The following is a 16,813-nucleotide window of genomic DNA, read 5'->3' on the forward strand; positions in this document are numbered from 1 at the left end:
GTCGATGGCCGACACCGGGTTCCCGAGGACCGACGCGGAGCACGACTTCCTGCGCGCCCGCCGCAAGGCGACCCTCGCACGGCTCGCCGCGCGGCTGCGCCGCGAGCCGGACGACGTGTCGGAGATCCTGCCGTTCGACGAGGTCGTGGCCGCGCTCGGCCGCACCGGCGAGCGGCGGCTCGGGCTGCAGGTCATCCCGCTCGACTCGATCGTGGGCAGCGTCGACCGCACCCGCGACTTCGACCGCTGGTTCCGCCCGCGGTCCGGCCGGAGCCGGGAGCGGTGGGAGCGGCTGGCGACCGCGCACCGGCGCGGCGAGTCCATCCCGCCGATCGGCGTCTACCGGGTGGGCGAGCTGCACTTCGTCCGGGACGGCCACCACCGGGTCTCGGTGGCGCACGCGCTCGGCCTGCGCACGATCGATGCCTACGTCACCGAGGTCACCACGAAGATCGACGCCACGGGCATCTCCCGGCGCGGCGACCTCATCAGCAAGGACCTGCGCCGGGTGTTCCTCGACCGGGTGCCGCTGCCGGGGCCCGCGCTCGCGACGATCCTCGTCACCTCGCCGTGGTCGTACGCCGAGCTCAGCGAGACCGTGGAGGCGTGGGGGTTCCGGCTCATGCAGCAGGAGCGCCGCTTCCTCGACCGGGAGACGGTGGCCCGCCGCTGGTACGCCGAGGAGTACCGGCCGGTGGTGCGGATGCTCGCCCAGGCCGACCTGATCGGGGACCGCACCGAGGCCGAGGCCTACCTGCAGCTCGCCGGCCAGCGCTACCAGCTGATGCGCACCCACCGCTGGGACGACGAGGTGATCGAGCGGCTGCGCTCCGACAAGCGCCGCCGCTGACCGCCCCCGGCCCCACCTTCAGGAAAGCCACATTCATGAAGCGCTGCTTCGTGAATGTGGCTTTCCTGAAGACGCCCGGCTACCCGGCCGCCACCGGGGACGGGGCGGCCGTCCGCAGGTTCCGGCCGCTCGCCGGGTCGAACACCTGGATCTTGGTGGTGTCCACCCAGACCTCGAGCCGCTGGCCCTCGCTGGCGCTCGAGGTCGCCGACAGGCGGGTGACCAGCGTGCTCGCGTCACCGCCCGGCACGTCCGCGGTGCCCGCGTCGGCGGCGAGGTCGGCGAGGTCGTCCGACATCGCCTGCTCGCCCTCCACCGAGAAGTAGGCGAACTTGTCCGAGCCCATCGACTCGAGCACGTCGACCTCGGCGCTGAAGACCGCGCCCCGCGACCGCTGGTGCTCCTCCAGCAGCGCGGCGTCCTCGAAGTGCTCGGGGCGGATGCCGACGATCAGGTTGCGCGGCGCGTCGGCCGCCTCGAGGGTGCGCCGCAGCTCGTCGGTGAGCGGGAGGTCGCCGAGGCCGGTGCGGAACGCGCCCTCCTCCAGCGCCGCGGGCAGGAAGTTCATCGCGGGCGAGCCGATGAACCCGGCGACGAACAGGTTGGCCGGCTCGTCGTAGAGGTGCTGGGGCGAGCCGATCTGCTGGATCTTGCCGCCGCGCATCACGACGATGCGGTCCCCGAGCGTCATCGCCTCGGTCTGGTCGTGGGTGACGTAGACCGTGGTGGTCTGCAGCCGCTGCTGCAGCTTCGAGACCATCGTGCGCATCTGGACGCGCAGCTTGGCGTCGAGGTTCGACAGCGGCTCGTCCATGAGGAACGCCTTCGGGTTGCGCACGATCGCGCGCCCCATCGCCACCCGCTGCCGCTGGCCGCCGGACATGTTGGCGGGCTTGCGGTCGAGGTGCTGCGTGAGGTCGAGGATCCTCGCGGCCTCCTCGACCTTCCGGTTGATCTCCGCCTTGTCGACCTTGGCGAGCTTGAGCGGGAAGGCCATGTTCTCCCGCACGGTCATGTGCGGGTAGAGCGCGTAGGACTGGAACACCATCGCGATGTCGCGGTCCTTGGGCGCCTTCTCGTTGACCCGCTCGCCGCCGATGCGCAGCTCGCCCTCGGTGATGTCCTCCAGGCCGGCGATCATGTTGAGCGTCGTCGACTTCCCGCAGCCGGACGGGCCGACCAGGATGATGAACTCGCCGTCGGCGATCTCGAAGTTCGCGTCGTCGACGCCGACCGTACCGTCGGGGTACCGCTTGGTGATGTGGTCCAGGACGATGTCAGCCACTTTTTCAGCCCTTCACTGCGCCGGAGGTCAGGCCGGCGACGATGCGCCGCTGGAAGAACAGGACGAAGATGATGATGGGAATCGTGAGCAGCACCGCGGCTGCCGCGATCGAACCGGTCGGCTCGGCGAACTCGCTGGCGCCCGTGAAGTTCGCGATGGCCACGGTGGCCGTCTGCGAACGCTCGGTGGAGGTCAGCGAGATCGCGAACAGGAAGTCGTTCCAGCAGAAGATGAACACCAGGATCGCCGTGGTGAACACGCCCGGGGCGGCCAGCGGCACGATCACCGATCGGAACGCCTGCAGCGGCGTGGCGCCGTCCATCTTCGCGGCCTTCTCCAGCTCCCACGGGATCTCGCGGAAGAACGCCGAGAGGGTGTAGATCGCCAGCGGCAGCGAGAACGTGATGTAGGGCAGGATCAGGCCCGGCCAGGTGTCGAACAGCCCGAGCGCGCGCTCGATGTCGAACAGCGGGCTCACCAGCGAGATCGGCGGGAACATCGCGATGAGCAGCGAGACGCCGACCAGCAGACCCTTGCCGGGGAACCGCAGCCGGGCGATCGCGTACGCCGCCATCGTGCCGATCACGACCGACAGCACGGTGGCGATGACCGCGATGCCGATCGAGTTGATCAGCGCGCTGGTGAACAGCGAGACGCCGAACACCTGGGCGTAGTTCTCGAGCGTCCATTCCCGCGGGATGAAGTTCCCGTCGGTGATGGAGCTCGCCGGCTTGAACGACAGGCTGAGGATCCACAGCACCGGGATGAGCGCGTAGAGCAGCACCAGCGTGTTGGCGATGGCCCACTTGCTCTTGGCGCCCGTCGTGGTGGCGACGGCCATGTCAGCGCCTCCCCTCGACTTCCGAGCCCGGCGCGGCCGCGCCGAACAGCTTGATGAAGATGAACGCGATCAACGCGACCGAAATGAAGATCAGCACGCTGATCGCCGACCCGATGCCGAGGTTGAACGCCCGGAACAGGTTGTTGTAACCGAGCATCGAGACCGAGCCGGTGCCGTTCGAGCCGCCGGTCAGGATGTAGATGTTGTCGAAGATGCGGAACGCGTCGAGCGTCCGGAACAGCAGCGCCACGAGGATCGCGGGCTTCATCATCGGCAGGATGATCTGCGTGAGCCGCTGCCACGCCCCTGCCCCGTCGACCTGGGCCGCCTTGAGCAGGTCGTCGGGCACCAGCGCGAGGCCGGCCAGCAGCAGGAGCGCCATGAAGGGCGTGGTCTTCCAGACCTCGGCGATGATGATCAGCACGATCGCCGACGCCTGCCCGGTGAGCGGTGCCGAGCCCTCCGGCAGCATGTTGGCCAGGTAGCCGGTGTCCGGCGTCCAGGCGAACTGCCAGCTGAACGCCGCGACCACCGTGACGATCCCGTACGGGATCAGCACCACCGTGCGGGTGAGGCCGCGGCCGACGATCGTGCGGTGCATGACGAGCGCGAGCGTGAGGCCGAGCACGAACTCGATCGCCACCGAGATGACGGTGATCAGCAGCGTGATGCCGAACGCCGACCACCAGTAGCTCGACGTCAGCACGGCCACGTAGTTCGACAGGCCCGCGAATGCCCGGTCGGCCGGGAACCGCAGGTCGTAGCGCTGCAGGGACAGCCACAGCGCGTAGAGGATCGGGTAGGCCGTGACCGCGACCATGATGATCACGGCCGGGGCGCACAGCAGGAACGCGAGCTTGCGTTCCGCGCGCGCCCCCTCGGACAGCGGCGGCTTGCCGCGGTGCTTGGGTGTCCGGGCCGAGGGCTCGACCTCGGCGGGGGCCGTGCTCGAGGCGGTCATCAGGGCACCAGTCCTTCCGAGTTCACGGCCCGCTCGACCTCGGTCGCCATCCGCGCGACGATCGTGTCGGGATCGATCTGCGCGGGCGGGTTGAGCAGGTCGGCGAGCACGATGGAGATGCTCGTGTAGGCGGGCGTCGCCGGCCGGACGCTCGCGTTCTCCAGCGAGGTGCGGATCGCCTCCCACGCCGGGTACTCGGCCTGGAACGACGGGTCGTCGTACAGCTCGGCCAGCGTCGGCGGCACGCCGCCCTGGGTGGCGTTGACGAGCTGGTTCTCGCGGTTGCGCAGGCAGATGGCGGCCTCGAACGCCAGGTCGGTGTTGCCGCCGGTGGTGCTCACGCCGATGTTGAGGCCACCGATGGTGACCGTCGCGGGCTTGTCCGGGTCGACCCGCGGGTAGGGCGCCCACGCGAACACGTCGACCACGCGACGGCCGGTGTCCTCGCTGGTCGGGCGGCCCTGCTCGTCGATGAACGTGCCGCCGCCCCCGCCGTCCGGCGGCGGGGTGTTGATCGAGGCGTTGACGAAGGGGTAGTTGACCTGGAACGCGGCCAGGCCGGCCTCCATCTGCAGGCGGCCGTCGTTCTCCTGGGCGACCGACAGCGACGGGTCGCTCGCCGGCGAGGCGGCGACCCGCTGCATGATCGACGCGGCCTTGCGGGCGGCGTCCCCGTCGTCGACGAGCACCTCACCGTCCTCGGAGACGAGCTGCCCGCCGGCGCTCGTGAGCAGGGTGTTGAACCAGACGGAGATGCCCTCGTACTGCGCCGCCTGCACCTCGATGTAGGACGGCAGGCCCTGCTCGTGCAGCGCCTCGGACATCTCGATCATCTCGTCCCACGTCTGCGGCGGCTGCGGGGCGAGGTCCTTGCGGTACCAGAGCAGCTGGGTGTTGGTGTTCAGCGGCGCCGCCCACAGGCGACCCTGGTAGCGGGCCGTCTCGAGCGGCCCCTCGAGCGTGCCGGCCTCCACCTGCGCCGCGGCCTCCTCCGGCCACGGCTCGATCCAGCCGGCCTCGGCGAACTCCGCCGTCCAGGTCACGTCCAAGGCCATGAGGTCGACCTCGGGGTCACCCGCGACCAGCCGCCGCGCGAGCTGCAGCCGCTGGTCGTCGGCGGCCTTCGGCAGCGTCTGCTGCCGGATGACGTAGCGGCCGTTGGCCGCCTGGGTGCAGGCCTCGGCCCCCGCCGCGTAGCCGCTGGCGTTGTCGGCGGGTGTGTAGAAGTTGAGCACCGGCGGCCCGGCCGGGCCCGAGCTGCATCCGGCCACCATGGCGGCGGCCAGGAGCCCGGAGGCCACCGCGGCGAGCGGGCGTGCCCGTCGCCGCCGGAGCGTCGAATGGACCGGCTCCCCCATGCGTCTCTCCGTCCCGAACAAGCGGGGGACGGCACGAGGCACCGTCGCCCGCGAGTGTGATCCCAATCACGGCCTGTGGCCGGTGATCAGAACCTATGCGCGTCGGGAAGGGGCCGCAATCGCTGGAGCGAGGGTTAGGGGAGAAGAGAAGGTGGATTCAGCGTCCCTTAAGCCGGTCCCCCGCTCATGGCCAGCTTCGCCAGCATCTCCCGGGCCTTCTCGGCGTTGCGCGGCTGGCAGAGCACGTCGTACCGGCCCGCCACGAGCTGGCTCACCGACTGGAAGTCGCGGCGGCCGCGCGACAGGCCGTACGTGACGGCGGCGAAGATCAGGCCGAAAACGACACCGAATCCGAGGCCGAGCAGGATAGGCCCGAACGAGTTACCCCCCTGGCTCACGAGGCTCAGGAGCAGGCCGACGAAGAGGCCGAACCACGCCCCCGACGCCGCGCCGGAGACGAGGACCCGGCCCCAGGTGAGCCGCCCGATCACGCGCTCGACCAGCATGAGGTCGACACCGACGATGGTCACGTCGCGGACGGGGAAGTCCGCATCGGCGAGGTGGTCGACGGCGCGCTGCGCCTCCGCGTAGGTGGCGTAGGAGCCGACCGGCCACCCGGTGGGGGGCGTCGGCAGGTTGGGCAGTCCGGGCGCGGTGCGCGCGGGGCCACCGAACGGAGTGGTCACGGGGCCTCCTCATTCCTCGGTCACAGGGCTCCTGGTGCTCTGGAGCTCACATCATGTCAACGCGAGGACCAGCACCGAAGTGCCCATTCCGACGATCATCACATGAAGGACGGAACGCCGCGCCCCGGCGCGGGTGGGGTGGCGAAGTCCGGCCGCGGGACCGCGGCGGCTCAGCGGAGCTTGTACTCCTTGAGCAGGCCGCGGCTGATGATGGTCTTCTGGATCTCCGAGGTGCCTTCGCCGATGAGCAGGAACGGCGCCTCGCGCATGAGGCGCTCGATCTCGTACTCCTTGGAGTAGCCGTAGCCGCCGTGGATGCGGAACGCCTCCTGGGTGACCTCGGCGGCGAACTCGCTCGCCATCAGCTTGGCCATGCCGGCCTCGACGTCGTTGCGCGTGCCCGCGTCCTTCAGCCGCGCCGCGTTGACCATCATCAGGTGGGCGGCCTCCACCTTGGTGGCCATCTCCGCGAGCTTGAACGCGATCGCCTGGTGCTCGGCGATCGGCTTGCCGAAGGTGGTGCGCTGCTGCGCGTACTCGATCGCGAGCTCGAACGCGCGCAGCGCGATGCCGCAGCCGCGCGCCGCGACGTTGACCCGGCCGACCTCGACGCCGTCCATCATCTGGGCGAAGCCGGCGCCGCGCTTGCCCCCGAGGATCTGCTCCCCGGGCACGCGGAAGCCGGAGAACACCAACTCGGTGGTGTCCACGCCCTTGTAGCCCATCTTGTCGATCTTGCCGGGGACGACCAGGCCGGGCGCGACCTCGCCGTAGCCCGTGGGCTTCTCGACGAGGAACGTCGTGAGGTTCTGGTGCGGCTTCGGGGCGCCCTCGTCGGTGCGCACCAGCACGGCGGTGAGGTTGGACGTGCCGCCGTTGGTGAGCCACATCTTGGCCCCGTCGATGACGTACTCGTCGCCGTCCTGCACGGCCTTGGTCTTGATGGCCGCGACGTCGGAGCCGAGGTCGGGCTCGGACATCGAGAACGACCCGCGGACCTCGCCGGTGGCCATCCGCGGCAGGTAGCGCTGCTTCTGCTCCGGCGTGCCGTGCTTGTTGATCATGTACGCCACGATGAAGTGGGTGTTGATCACGCCGGACACGCTCATCCAGCCGCGGGCGATCTGCTCCACGACCAGGGCGTAGGTGAGCAGCGATTCGCCGAGGCCCCCGTACTCCTCCGGGATGGTGAGCCCGAACAGGCCCATCTCCTTCATCCCGTCGACGATGTCCTGCGGGTAGACGTCGTCGTGCTCGAGGGCGTTCGCGTGCGGGAGGATCTCCTTGTCCACGAACGTGCGGACCGTGGCCAGGATCTCCTGCTGGATCTCGGTGAGGCCTGCGGTCTGGGCGAGCTTGGCCATGGGAACCTCCCGACGCTGGGCGAGTTACCGGGCAGTATTACCCGGTCCGGTGGTTGCCCGCTGTGAACGCACGCACACGCGGGCGGGCGATGCGCGTCACTCCTCCGGCGGGGTCCAGCGGCTGGTGCGCTTCATGCCGGCGGCCCGCCCCTTGCCCGCGATGACCAGGGCCATCTTGCGGCTGGCCTCGTCGATCATCTCGTCGCCGATCATGGCCGCGCCGCGCTTGCCGCCCGCCTCGGACGTGTACCACTCGTAGGCGTCGAGGATGTTCTCGGCGTGGTCGTAGTCCTCCTGGCGCGGGGAGAACGTCTCGTTGGCGGCGTCGATCTGGCCGGGGTGCAGCACCCACTTGCCGTCGAAGCCGAGCGCGGCCGACCGGGCCGCCACCCGCTTGAAGCCCTCGACGTCGCGGATCTGCAGGTACGGCCCGTCGATGGCCTGCTTGTCGTGCGCCCGCGCCGCCATGAGGATGCTCATGAGGATGTGGTGGTAGGCGTCGCCCACGTCGTAGCCGGGCGGCTGCTCTCCGACCACCAGCGACTTCATGTTGATCGACGCCATGAAGTCGGCCGGGCCGAAGATGATCGTCTCGACCCGCGGCGACGCCGTCGCGATCGCGTTGACGTTGATGAGCCCGCGCGCGTTCTCGATCTGCGCCTCGATGCCGATCCGCCCGACCTCGTAGCCCATGGCCTTCTCGATCTGCGTGATCAGCAGGTCGAGCGCGACGATCTGCTCGGGCGTCTGCACCTTCGGCAGCATGATCGCGTCGAGGTTGGCGCCCGCCCCCTCGACGACCTCGGTGACATCGCGGTAGGTCCACTCGGTGGTCCAGTCGTTGACCCGGACCACGCGGATCTTGTCGCCCCAGCCGCCCTCGTTCAGCGCCTGCACGATCGTCTTGCGCGCGCCGGGCTTGGCCAGCGGTGCGCAGGCGTCCTCGAGGTCGAGGAAGACCTGGTCGGCGTTCAGGGTGCGGGCCTTGTCGATGAACTTCTGGCTCGACCCGGGAACGGCGAGGCAGGACCGGCGCGGTCGGATCTGGGAGGTGGTCACTTTCGGCGGCTCCTCGTTGAGTGCGGGCGTCGAGTGCGGCTCGGACTCAGGATGCTGACACGCGGTGCGCGGTCCGCAACCGCTGAGGTGACTGGTCTCTCAGCCCCGTTCCGGCGACAGGGTGACGCCTGCCCGACGTCGCGGCGAGGGCCGAACGGCCCTCGGGCAATAGGCTGCGCGCATGGGTATCGACCGGGTCTTCGTCGCGCGCCTGGTCGGTCTGCCCGTGCTCGGACCGGACGGGGAGCGCATCGGCAAGGTGCGCGACCTCGTGGCCGCACTTCGGGTCGACACGAACCCGCCGCGGGTGCTCGGCATCGTCGTGGAGCTCGCGACGCGGCGGCGCATCTTCGTGCCGATGCTGCGGGTCACCGCGATCGACCCCGGTGCCGTCACGCTCGCGACGGGGTCGGTCAGCCTGCGCGGGTTCTCCCAGCGGCCCAACGAGGCCCTGCTCGTCGGGCAGATGCTGGACGCGCGGGTGCGGCTCGTCGAGACCGGCGAGGAGGCCGTGGTCGTCGACGCCGCGATCGAGCCGACCCGCACCCGGGACTGGGTGGTCGCGCGGCTCGCCGTGCGGGTGCGCAGGCACCGCATCGGGCGGCGCGAACCGGTGCAGGTGGTGCCGTGGCGGGCCGTCAGCGGGCTCTCGCTCACCGACCGGCAGGGCACCGAAGGGTTGCTCGCGGTGTTCGAGTCGATGCGTCCCGCCGACGTCGCGGCCGCGCTGTCGGAGCTGCCGGAGAAGCGGCAGCACGAGGTGATCGACGGCCTCGACGACGAGCGGCTCGCCGACGTGTTCGAGGAGCTGTCCGAGAGCGACCAGCGCACGCTGCTCGCGCACCTGTCGCGGCAGCGGGCGGCCGACGTGCTCGAGGCCATGTCGCCCGACGACGCGGCCGACCTGCTGCACGGGCTGCCCGAGGCCGAGTCCGACGCCCTGCTCGCCCTCATGCAACCCGAGGAGTCCGAGCCGGTCCGGCGGCTCATGAGCTACTCGTCGGACACCGCGGGTGGCCTCATGACCCCCGAGCCGATCATCCTGCGCCCGGACGCCACCGTCGCCGAGGCGCTCGCCCGCATCCGCAACCCGGACATCCCGCCCGCGCTCGCGAGCATGGTGTTCGTGTGCCGCCCGCCCACCGAGACCCCGACGGGCCGCTACCTGGGCTGCGCGCACGCCCAGGCGCTGCTGCGGGCGGCGCCGTTCGAGCTGGTGGCCGGGGTCGCCGACACCGAGCTCGCCCGGCTGTCGCCGGACGCGACGCTGGGTGAGGTCACCCGCTACTTCGCGGCGTACAACCTCGTCGCGGGGCCCGTGGTGGACGCCGCGGACCACCTGCTCGGCGCCGTCACCGTGGACGACGTGCTCGACCACCTGCTCCCGCCCGACTGGCGCGACCACCTGTCGGAGGACTCCGACGGCATCCAGCCCGCACAGTCCGACCGGGGCGCGCAGTGACCGCCACCGGGCCCGCGAGCCCGCCGACGTGACGCGGAGGCACGTGAGCCATGCCTGAGATCACCACCCAGCGCCGCCTCGACCAGCCGGTGGCCGGGCGCACCCGGTTAGCCGTCGACCCGGACTGGTTCGCCCGGATGTCGGAGAAGGTCGCCCGGTTCCTCGGCACCGGCCGGTACCTCGCGATCCAGACCGTCGTGGTCGTCGCGTGGATCGCGTTGAACCTGACCGCGTGGTTCGGCACGTGGGACCCCTACCCGTTCATCCTGCTGAACCTGGCCTTCTCCACCCAGGCCGCCTACGCGGCCCCGCTCATCCTGCTCGCCCAGAACCGCCAGGACGACCGGGACCGCATCTCCCTCGAGGAGGACCGCGCCCGGGCCGAGCGGACCAAGGCCGACACCGAGTACCTGGCCCGGGAGCTCGCCGCCCTGCGCATCGCGCTCGGCGAGGTCGTCACCCGCGACTACCTGCGCGGGGAGCTCGAGAAGCTCTACGACCGGCTCGGTGCCGCGCCGGACCCGGCGGTCGAGCGGACCCGGTCCCGCGGCCGGGTCAAGGGGGCCCGGTGACCCTGCTCAGCGCACGAGGCGGTTGCTGATCCGCTCCAGCTGGCCGAGGTCGGCCTCGTCGAGCCGGCTGACGAAGTGGTGGGCGATGCCGCGCAGGTGCGTGCGGGAGGCGGTGCGCAGCCGGGCGAGCCCGGCCTCGGTGAGCCGGGCGACGACGCCGCGCCCGTCGTGCTCCACCGGGCCGCGGGCCACGAGGCCGCTCCGCTCCAGGCGGTCGACGAGGCGGGTGAGGCCCGAGCGGGACAGCAGCACGGCGTCGGCGAGCTCGGTCATCCGCAGCTGCCCGCCCGGGGCCTCGGCCAGCTGCACGAGCACGTCGTAGGAGGCCAGCGGGAGGTCCTGCTCCGCCACCAACTCGGCCTCCAGGGCCCGGGTGATCGAGGCGTGGGCCCGCAGGAACGCCCGCCACGCGGCGAGCTGGTCGCGGGTCGGGGCCGACCGCGGTCGTCCCCCGTTGGGGGCGGTGGTGGCCGCGGTGTCCGTCACGGTCGACGATGGTACGGAGCCGGACCGACAAGAGCACGGCCGTTCCGGGGCCGGACGTACAGTGGACCCCGAAGGGCGCGCAAGCCGCGTCCAGCAGCGTCGCGCCGTCGATGGAAGGTCCAGCGGAACCTCTGATGTCCACCACCGAGAGCCCCACCGCCCTCGAGCAGGCCGTGCGCGCCGCGCTCGCCACCGTCGACGACCCCGAGATCCACAAGCCGATCACCGACCTGGGGATGGTCAAGGGGGTCGAGGTCTCGCCGGACGGGCACGCGCGCATCGGCGTCTACCTCACGGTCGCCGGCTGTCCCATGCGGTCGACGATCACCGCGCGGGTCACCGAAGCCGTCTCCAAGGTCGAGGGCGTCACGGGCGTCGACGTCGAGCTCGACGTGATGAGCGACGAGCAGCGCCACGAGCTGCGGCGCAGCCTGCGCGGGGACGCGGCCGACCCGGTGATCCCGTTCGCGCAGCCGGGCTCGCTCACCCGCGTCTACTGCGTCGCCTCGGGCAAGGGCGGCGTCGGCAAGTCGTCGGTCACGGTCAACCTGGCCGCGGCGATGGCGGCGAAGGGCCTGAAGGTGGGCGTGGTGGACGCCGACATCTACGGCCACTCGGTGCCGCGGATGCTCGGCACGGCCGATCGGCCCACCAAGGTCGACGACATGATCATGCCGCCGCAGGCGCACGGGGTGAAGGTCATCTCGATCGGGATGTTCACCCCGGGCAACGACGCGGTCGTGTGGCGCGGCCCGATGCTGCACCGGGCGCTGCAGCAGTTCCTCGCCGACGTCTTCTGGGGCGACCTGGACGTGCTGCTGCTCGACCTGCCCCCGGGCACCGGCGACATCGCGATCTCCACCGCGCAGCTGGTGCCGAACGCGGAGCTGCTGGTGGTCACCACCCCGCAGACCGCGGCCGCCGAGGTGGCCGAGCGGGCGGGCTCGATCGCGCTGCAGACGCGTCAGCGCCTCGCGGGCGTGGTGGAGAACATGTCGTGGATGGAGCTGCCGGACGGCACCCGCATGGAGGTGTTCGGCTCGGGCGGCGGCCAGACGGTGTCCGACTCCCTGTCCCGCGCCGTCGGCGCCCCGGTGCCGCTGCTCGGCCAGGTGCCGCTGGAGCCGCGGCTGCGCGAGTGCGGCGACGCGGGCACCCCGATCGTCCTCGCGGAGCCGGAGAGCGCCTCGGCGAAGGCCCTGCGCGAGGTGGCGGAGAAGCTCACGGTGCGCTCCCGCGGCCTCGCCGGGATGAGCCTGAACATCTCCCCCGTGCGCCGGTAGCCGGGCGGCGGTCTCAGGCGGCGCTGCGGTAGGTGCTGCCGCTGCTGCCGGGCAGCCACGCGTCTTGCAGCGCGGTGGAGAGCGCGTGCTGCGCCCGCCGGCCGGTGCGGTGCGCGGGCACCACCATCGCCGGGGCGAGCTCGGTGAGCGCGGCGATCGTCGGCGGAGACCACGGGCTCGAACGCGAGGCCGCAGCAGCGCGTGCAGCCGGTCGACGCCGGTGCGCCGCCTTGCGTGCCGGACGGTGTCGACCGCGCCCGCGTGCCCGCAGCCGGTGAGCACCACGAGCCTGCGGTCGCGGACGTGCCCGACGAGCGCCTGGTCGTCGACGACCAGCGGGTCGTGCTCCCAGCCCGAGCCGATCCACGCCTGGTGCGCGGGGGCGGCGTCCCGCGCCCGAACTCGGTGGTGCGGTCGACCTCTCCGGTGATCAGCACGCACCCGTCGACCAGGAACGACGGCGCGCGCCGTTCGACCACCTCGAAGCCTTCACCCGAAGGGCGCGCCTGCTGGAGCGTGGGCAGGTCGAAGACCTCACCGTTCGGCGGGGCCGGCCGCCTCGCGCGTCCACGCGGCGGGGTGCAGCACCATCGGCATGCCGCGCCGCAGCCGCGCGGACAGCCCGGCGAGGCCGCCTGCGTGGTCGACGTGGCCGTGGCTCGAGCACGATCCCCCTGCGCCTCGGCCAGGTCGACGCCCAGCCGGTCGGAGTCCACCACCCCGTCGGGCGAGAGGCCGGTGTCGAGCAGGAGCGTGGTCGTGGTCTCGCCCCGGCGGACCAACCGCGACGAGCGCGGCGAAGCCGTGCTCCGCGCGCAGGCCGGCGTCGGGCCCGCACCCCGGTGGCGTGGCCGCCAGCACACATGGCGGCCACGCTGGTGGGGTCAGGCGCGGACCGCCTCCGCCCAGATGGCCGCGGCCTCGTCGATCTGCTCGGCGGTGACGATCAGCGGCGGGATCATCCGCACGACGTTGCCGTGCGCGCCGCAGGTCAGAAGCAGCAGGCCCTTCTCCGCCGCGGCGGCGTGGGCCCGCGTGGCGGCCGCGGGGTCCGGGGCGCCGTCGGGGGTGCAGAACTCGCTGCCGACCATGAGGCCGAGCCCGCGCACGTCGGCGATGCCCGGGTTGTCGGCCGCCACCTTCTGCAGGGCGTCGCGCAGGCGCAGGCCCTGCTCGGCGGCGTTGGCGACGAGCCCCTCCGACTCGATGACGTCGAGCGTGGCGAGCGCGGCCGCGCAGGCCACCGCGTTGCCGCCGTAGGTGCCGCCCTGCGAGCCCGGCCATGCCTTGGCCATGAGCTCCTCCCGGGCCGCGATGCCCGAGAGCGGGAAGCCGCTGGCGAGCCCCTTCGCCGTGATGAGGATGTCGGGGGTGACGCCCTCGGTGTGCTGGTGGCCCCAGAACTTCCCGGTGCGCCCGAAGCCGGTCTGGACCTCGTCGACGATCAGCAGGATGCCGTGCGCGTCGGCCCGCTCGCGCAGGCCGGTGAGGAACGCGGGCGGGGTGGGGACGTAGCCGCCCTCGCCCAGCACCGGCTCGATGATGAACGCGGCGACGTCGGCGGCGGGGGCGGCGGTGATGAGCAGCCGGTCCAGCTCGCGCAGGCAGAAGGCGACCGCCTCGTCCTCGCTCCAGCCGTACCGGAACGCGTACGGGAACGGCGCGAACGCGACCCCGCCCATCAGCGGGCCGATGCCGGCGCGGATCTTCGCCCCGGACGTGGTGAGCGCGGCGGCGCCCATCGTGCGGCCGTGGAAGCCGCCGTCGAACGCGACGACCAGCGGGCGACCGGTGGCGTGGCGAGCGAGCCGCACGGACGCCTCGACGGCCTCGCTGCCGGAGTTCATGAAGAACACGCTGTTCAGCTCGGCGGGCAGCACGTCGCCCAGCCGCTCGGCCAGCCGCAGCAGCGGCTGGTGCATCACGGTCGTGTACTGGCCGTGGATGAGCGTGGCCACCTGCTCCTGGGCCGCCGCGACGACCCGCGGGTGGCAGTGCCCGGTGCTCGTGACCCCGATCCCGGCCGTGAAGTCGAGGTAGCGGCGGCCGTCGAGGTCGTAGACGTAGACGCCCTCGCCTCGGGCGACCTGCACCGGGGTCGCCTGCTTGAGCGCCGGGGACAAACGGGCCATTCCAACTCCTCGAGTTTGTCTAATTGTCGACAATCCGCGCGTGTCGATGGAAGCACGCACGGCCCGGTCCGGCAAGGGGTCGGGCGCGGGTCACGGCGTCGTGCGGCTCACGCGCGGCCTCGATGTACCCCTCCGGCGCGTCCCCCACTCCCCGAGGGCGGGAGCGCGTCCGTCGGTCGCAGCAGCTGCTGCGGCGGGCGGGAGGGAGGGACGCCGCGTGACCTCAGGCGGGCACCGGCGGGGCCGTCGGCTCCGGGGCGAGGATGCGGTCCACCGCGTCGGCCATGTGCGCCTCCAGCACCGCCGTCATCCGCTCGGGATCCCCGGCGCGCACGGCGTCGCGCAGCTCGCGGTGCTCGCTGATCAGCGCCGCGGCCGGCGGCAGGGTCTCCTGCAGCGCGGCGAGGCACATCCGGGTCTCCACGAGCAGCGTGTCGGCCATCCGGCGCAGGCGCGGGCTGCCCGACGCCGCCACGAACTCGGCGTGGAAGGCGTGGTCGGCGTCGGCGAGCGCGACCGGGTCGTCGGCCGCGGCCTCCATCCGGTCCAGCGCAGCGGTGAGCCGCTCGGCCGCCGCCGCCCGGTCGCCCGCGATGAGCAGCAGGCCCGCAGCCCGCTCGATCGCGGCGCGCGCGGTGTAGACGTCGCGCACGTCGGCCGCGTCCAGGTCGCGGACGAACAGGCCGCGGTGCCGTTCGCTGCGCAGCAGCCCCTCGGCCACGAGCCGCTGCATCGCCTCCCGCAGCGGCCCGCGGCTCACGCCGAGGGCGGCCGCGAGCTCGACCTCGCCGAGCTGTGCTCCCGGGGGGAAGGTGCCGCGCATGATCGCGGTGCGGATCCGGTCCGCGACGATGGCGGCCGTCGACCGCCGCTCGACCGGCTCCAGCTCGCTGAGGTCGGCGTGCACGTGCCTGGGCTCCGCGTCGGGCGACGGGCGGGCCCGTCGGCCTGCTCCCTTGCTCCTGCGGTGCTCGGTCACTCGTCCTCGCTCCTCCTCAGCCGGCGAAGAGCGCCCCGAGGCCGGGCCGTGGGGCGTCGGCGCCCGCCAGGCGCAGCCCCTGCCAGATGCTCACCTGGTTGGCCGTCAGCACCGGCTTGCCGACGCGCTCCTCCAGCGCGTCGAGCAACCCGATGGTGTGCAGCGCCGTGTCGGGCAGGAGCACGGCCTGCGCGTCAGGCTGGTCGACGGCGGCCGCGAACTCCAGCACGGTCTCCCGCGGCAGCGTACCGACCTCGGCCGCGGTGATGATCCCCTTGGCCGAGAGCGAGAGCACCTCGATGCCGGCGACCCCGAGGAACTCGACGAACCGTTCGGCGACGTCGTCGGGGTAGGTGGCACCCACCGCCACCCGCTTCACGCCCAGCCGCGCGCACGCGTCGACGAACGCGAACGACGTGCTCGACGCCGGGACCCCCGCCACCGCGGCGAGCGACTCCACCTGCGCCTTCGCGCCGTCCCAGCCGAACACGAAGCTGCCGCTCGTGCAGGCCCAGATCACGGCGTCCAGCGGGCGGTCGAACGAGCGCACCCCCTCGGCCAGCACGTCGTCGCCGCCGATGTCGAGCAGCGCGTCCACCCGGTGGGCGTCCTCGCGCATGAGGGTGTGCACCAGCGGCAGCCGCGGGCCGCCCAGCAGCGACTCCGCGAGGGGGTAATCGTCCTCGGCGGAGTAGCCCGGGTAGAGGATCCCGACGGTCGGCGAGGTCATGCGGCTCCTGGGGTGAGGTGGTTGTTCTGGGTGGCGAGCAGGCTGCCCCTGCCCACGGCGTCGCGGCCCATGGCCCGCAGCGCCGCCCACATCGTGACCTGGTTGGCGGTGAGCACCGGCTTGCCGAGCGCCTGCTCCAGCGGCTCGATGAGGTCGTAGGTGGGCACGTTGGTGCAGCTGATGAACAGCGCCTCGGCCGCCGGGTTGTCGGCCGCGCGCACGACCTCGATCACCTGCGAGTACGAGACCCGCCAGATGTTGCCGAGCAGGCCGAGGCCCTCGCTGGACACGGTGGTGATCCCGTGCTCGGCGAGGAAGGCCACCAGGCGGCGGGTGACCGGCTCGACGTACGGGGTGGCGATGGCCAACCGCGTCACGCCGAGCACCTTCAGCGCGTCGATCAGGGCCCCCGACGTGGTGCGCGCGACCGGGGCGCCCGCGTCCTCCATCGTGCGGCGCAGCACCTCCTCGCCCGCCGCACCCGACACGAAGCTGCCGGACGTGCACGCGTAGATCACGACGTCGGGTTCCGGGGTGAGCACGTCGCGGGTGGCCCGCCGCACGGCGCGGCGGTCACCGCAGGCCACCGCCATCTCGACGGTGACCGGCGTGGTGAAGAACGGCAGACGGGTGAGGTAGAGCGACACGTCCTCGGGCACCCACCGCCACAGCTCGCGGTCCAGCGCGAAGTCGAACGGGGCGACCACCCCGATCCCCTGCTGGCGGTCCGGCTCGGCGAGCCCGACGGAGAGCTCGGTCGGCATC

General features: G+C 72.2%; 16 protein-coding genes. 4 read left to right on the forward strand and 12 right to left on the reverse strand.

Annotated features, from left to right (window positions below):
• Positions 1-4: 4 nt before the first annotated feature.
• The gene (locus tag VKZ81_RS06190) at positions 5-850 is read left to right on the forward strand and encodes a chromosome partitioning protein ParB (RefSeq protein WP_324240446.1); all 846 of its coding nucleotides are present in this window, start codon (positions 5-7) and stop codon (positions 848-850) included.
• Positions 851-929: 79 nt separating this feature from the next.
• Here VKZ81_RS06190 and VKZ81_RS06195 read toward each other — a convergent pair whose 3' ends face one another.
• From VKZ81_RS06195 to VKZ81_RS06225, 7 genes are all read right to left on the reverse strand, one after another.
• On the reverse strand, positions 930-2,135 hold the full coding sequence (locus VKZ81_RS06195) for an ABC transporter ATP-binding protein (RefSeq protein ID WP_324240447.1): 1,206 nt from the start codon (positions 2,133-2,135) through the stop codon (positions 930-932).
• A 4-nt stretch (positions 2,136-2,139) separates the two neighbouring features.
• Positions 2,140-2,976 carry a carbohydrate ABC transporter permease gene (locus VKZ81_RS06200; protein ID WP_324240448.1) on the reverse strand — a complete coding sequence of 279 codons (837 nt, stop codon included), beginning with the start codon at positions 2,974-2,976 and terminating at the stop codon, positions 2,140-2,142.
• Between the two features lies 1 nt (position 2,977).
• Positions 2,978-3,937: a carbohydrate ABC transporter permease gene (locus VKZ81_RS06205; RefSeq protein WP_324240449.1), complete on the reverse strand. Its 960-nt coding sequence runs from the start codon at positions 3,935-3,937 to the stop codon at positions 2,978-2,980.
• Positions 3,937-5,295, reverse strand: coding sequence for an ABC transporter substrate-binding protein (locus VKZ81_RS06210; RefSeq protein ID WP_324240450.1), 1,359 nt, complete (start codon positions 5,293-5,295; stop codon positions 3,937-3,939). Before VKZ81_RS06210 ends, VKZ81_RS06205 begins: the two co-directional genes overlap by 1 nt.
• Positions 5,296-5,462: 167 nt before the next feature.
• Complete coding sequence (locus tag VKZ81_RS06215; RefSeq protein ID WP_324240451.1) at positions 5,463-5,981, reverse strand: YflT domain-containing protein; 519 nt, start codon at positions 5,979-5,981, stop codon at positions 5,463-5,465.
• A gap of 170 nt (positions 5,982-6,151) precedes the next feature.
• Positions 6,152-7,345, reverse strand: a complete 1,194-nt coding sequence (locus VKZ81_RS06220; protein WP_324240452.1) for an acyl-CoA dehydrogenase family protein — start codon at positions 7,343-7,345, stop codon at positions 6,152-6,154.
• 96 nt (positions 7,346-7,441) lie between these two features.
• Positions 7,442-8,404 (reverse strand): HpcH/HpaI aldolase/citrate lyase family protein, encoded by a 963-nt coding sequence (locus VKZ81_RS06225; RefSeq protein WP_324240453.1) that lies wholly within the window; start codon positions 8,402-8,404, stop codon positions 7,442-7,444.
• Positions 8,405-8,585: 181 nt separating this feature from the next.
• On the opposite strand from VKZ81_RS06225, the gene VKZ81_RS06230 reads away from it, so the two are divergent.
• Positions 8,586-9,866 carry a magnesium transporter MgtE N-terminal domain-containing protein gene (locus VKZ81_RS06230; RefSeq protein WP_324240454.1) on the forward strand — a complete coding sequence of 427 codons (1,281 nt, stop codon included), beginning with the start codon at positions 8,586-8,588 and terminating at the stop codon, positions 9,864-9,866.
• 50 nt (positions 9,867-9,916) lie between these two features.
• Positions 9,917-10,438 carry a DUF1003 domain-containing protein gene (locus VKZ81_RS06235; RefSeq protein ID WP_324240455.1) on the forward strand — a complete coding sequence of 174 codons (522 nt, stop codon included), beginning with the start codon at positions 9,917-9,919 and terminating at the stop codon, positions 10,436-10,438.
• A 6-nt stretch (positions 10,439-10,444) separates the two neighbouring features.
• On the opposite strand, the gene VKZ81_RS06240 is transcribed toward VKZ81_RS06235, so the two are convergent.
• A complete protein-coding gene (locus VKZ81_RS06240) occupies positions 10,445-10,924 on the reverse strand; it encodes a MarR family winged helix-turn-helix transcriptional regulator (protein ID WP_324240456.1) in 480 nt (159 codons plus the stop codon).
• Positions 10,925-11,058: 134 nt separating this feature from the next.
• On the opposite strand from VKZ81_RS06240, the gene VKZ81_RS06245 reads away from it, so the two are divergent.
• Complete coding sequence (locus tag VKZ81_RS06245; RefSeq protein WP_324240457.1) at positions 11,059-12,207, forward strand: Mrp/NBP35 family ATP-binding protein; 1,149 nt, start codon at positions 11,059-11,061, stop codon at positions 12,205-12,207.
• 884 nt (positions 12,208-13,091) lie between these two features.
• Here the strand turns inward: VKZ81_RS06245 and VKZ81_RS06250 are convergent.
• From VKZ81_RS06250 to VKZ81_RS06265, 4 genes are all read right to left on the reverse strand, one after another.
• Positions 13,092-14,339, reverse strand: a complete 1,248-nt coding sequence (locus tag VKZ81_RS06250) for an aspartate aminotransferase family protein (RefSeq protein WP_324240458.1) — start codon at positions 14,337-14,339, stop codon at positions 13,092-13,094.
• A 223-nt stretch (positions 14,340-14,562) separates the two neighbouring features.
• Positions 14,563-15,246, reverse strand: a complete 684-nt coding sequence (locus VKZ81_RS06255; RefSeq protein ID WP_324240492.1) for a GntR family transcriptional regulator — start codon at positions 15,244-15,246, stop codon at positions 14,563-14,565.
• An 88-nt stretch (positions 15,247-15,334) separates the two neighbouring features.
• Positions 15,335-16,048: a maleate cis-trans isomerase family protein gene (locus VKZ81_RS06260; protein ID WP_324240459.1), complete on the reverse strand. Its 714-nt coding sequence runs from the start codon at positions 16,046-16,048 to the stop codon at positions 15,335-15,337.
• Positions 16,045-16,812, reverse strand: coding sequence for a maleate cis-trans isomerase family protein (locus VKZ81_RS06265; RefSeq protein ID WP_324240460.1), 768 nt, complete (start codon positions 16,810-16,812; stop codon positions 16,045-16,047). Before VKZ81_RS06265 ends, VKZ81_RS06260 begins: the two co-directional genes overlap by 4 nt.
• Position 16,813 lies beyond the last annotated feature (1 nt).

Source organism: Pseudonocardia sp. (assembly GCF_035305885.1).
In the GTDB taxonomy this organism is placed as follows: Bacteria; Actinomycetota; Actinomycetes; order Mycobacteriales; family Pseudonocardiaceae; genus Pseudonocardia.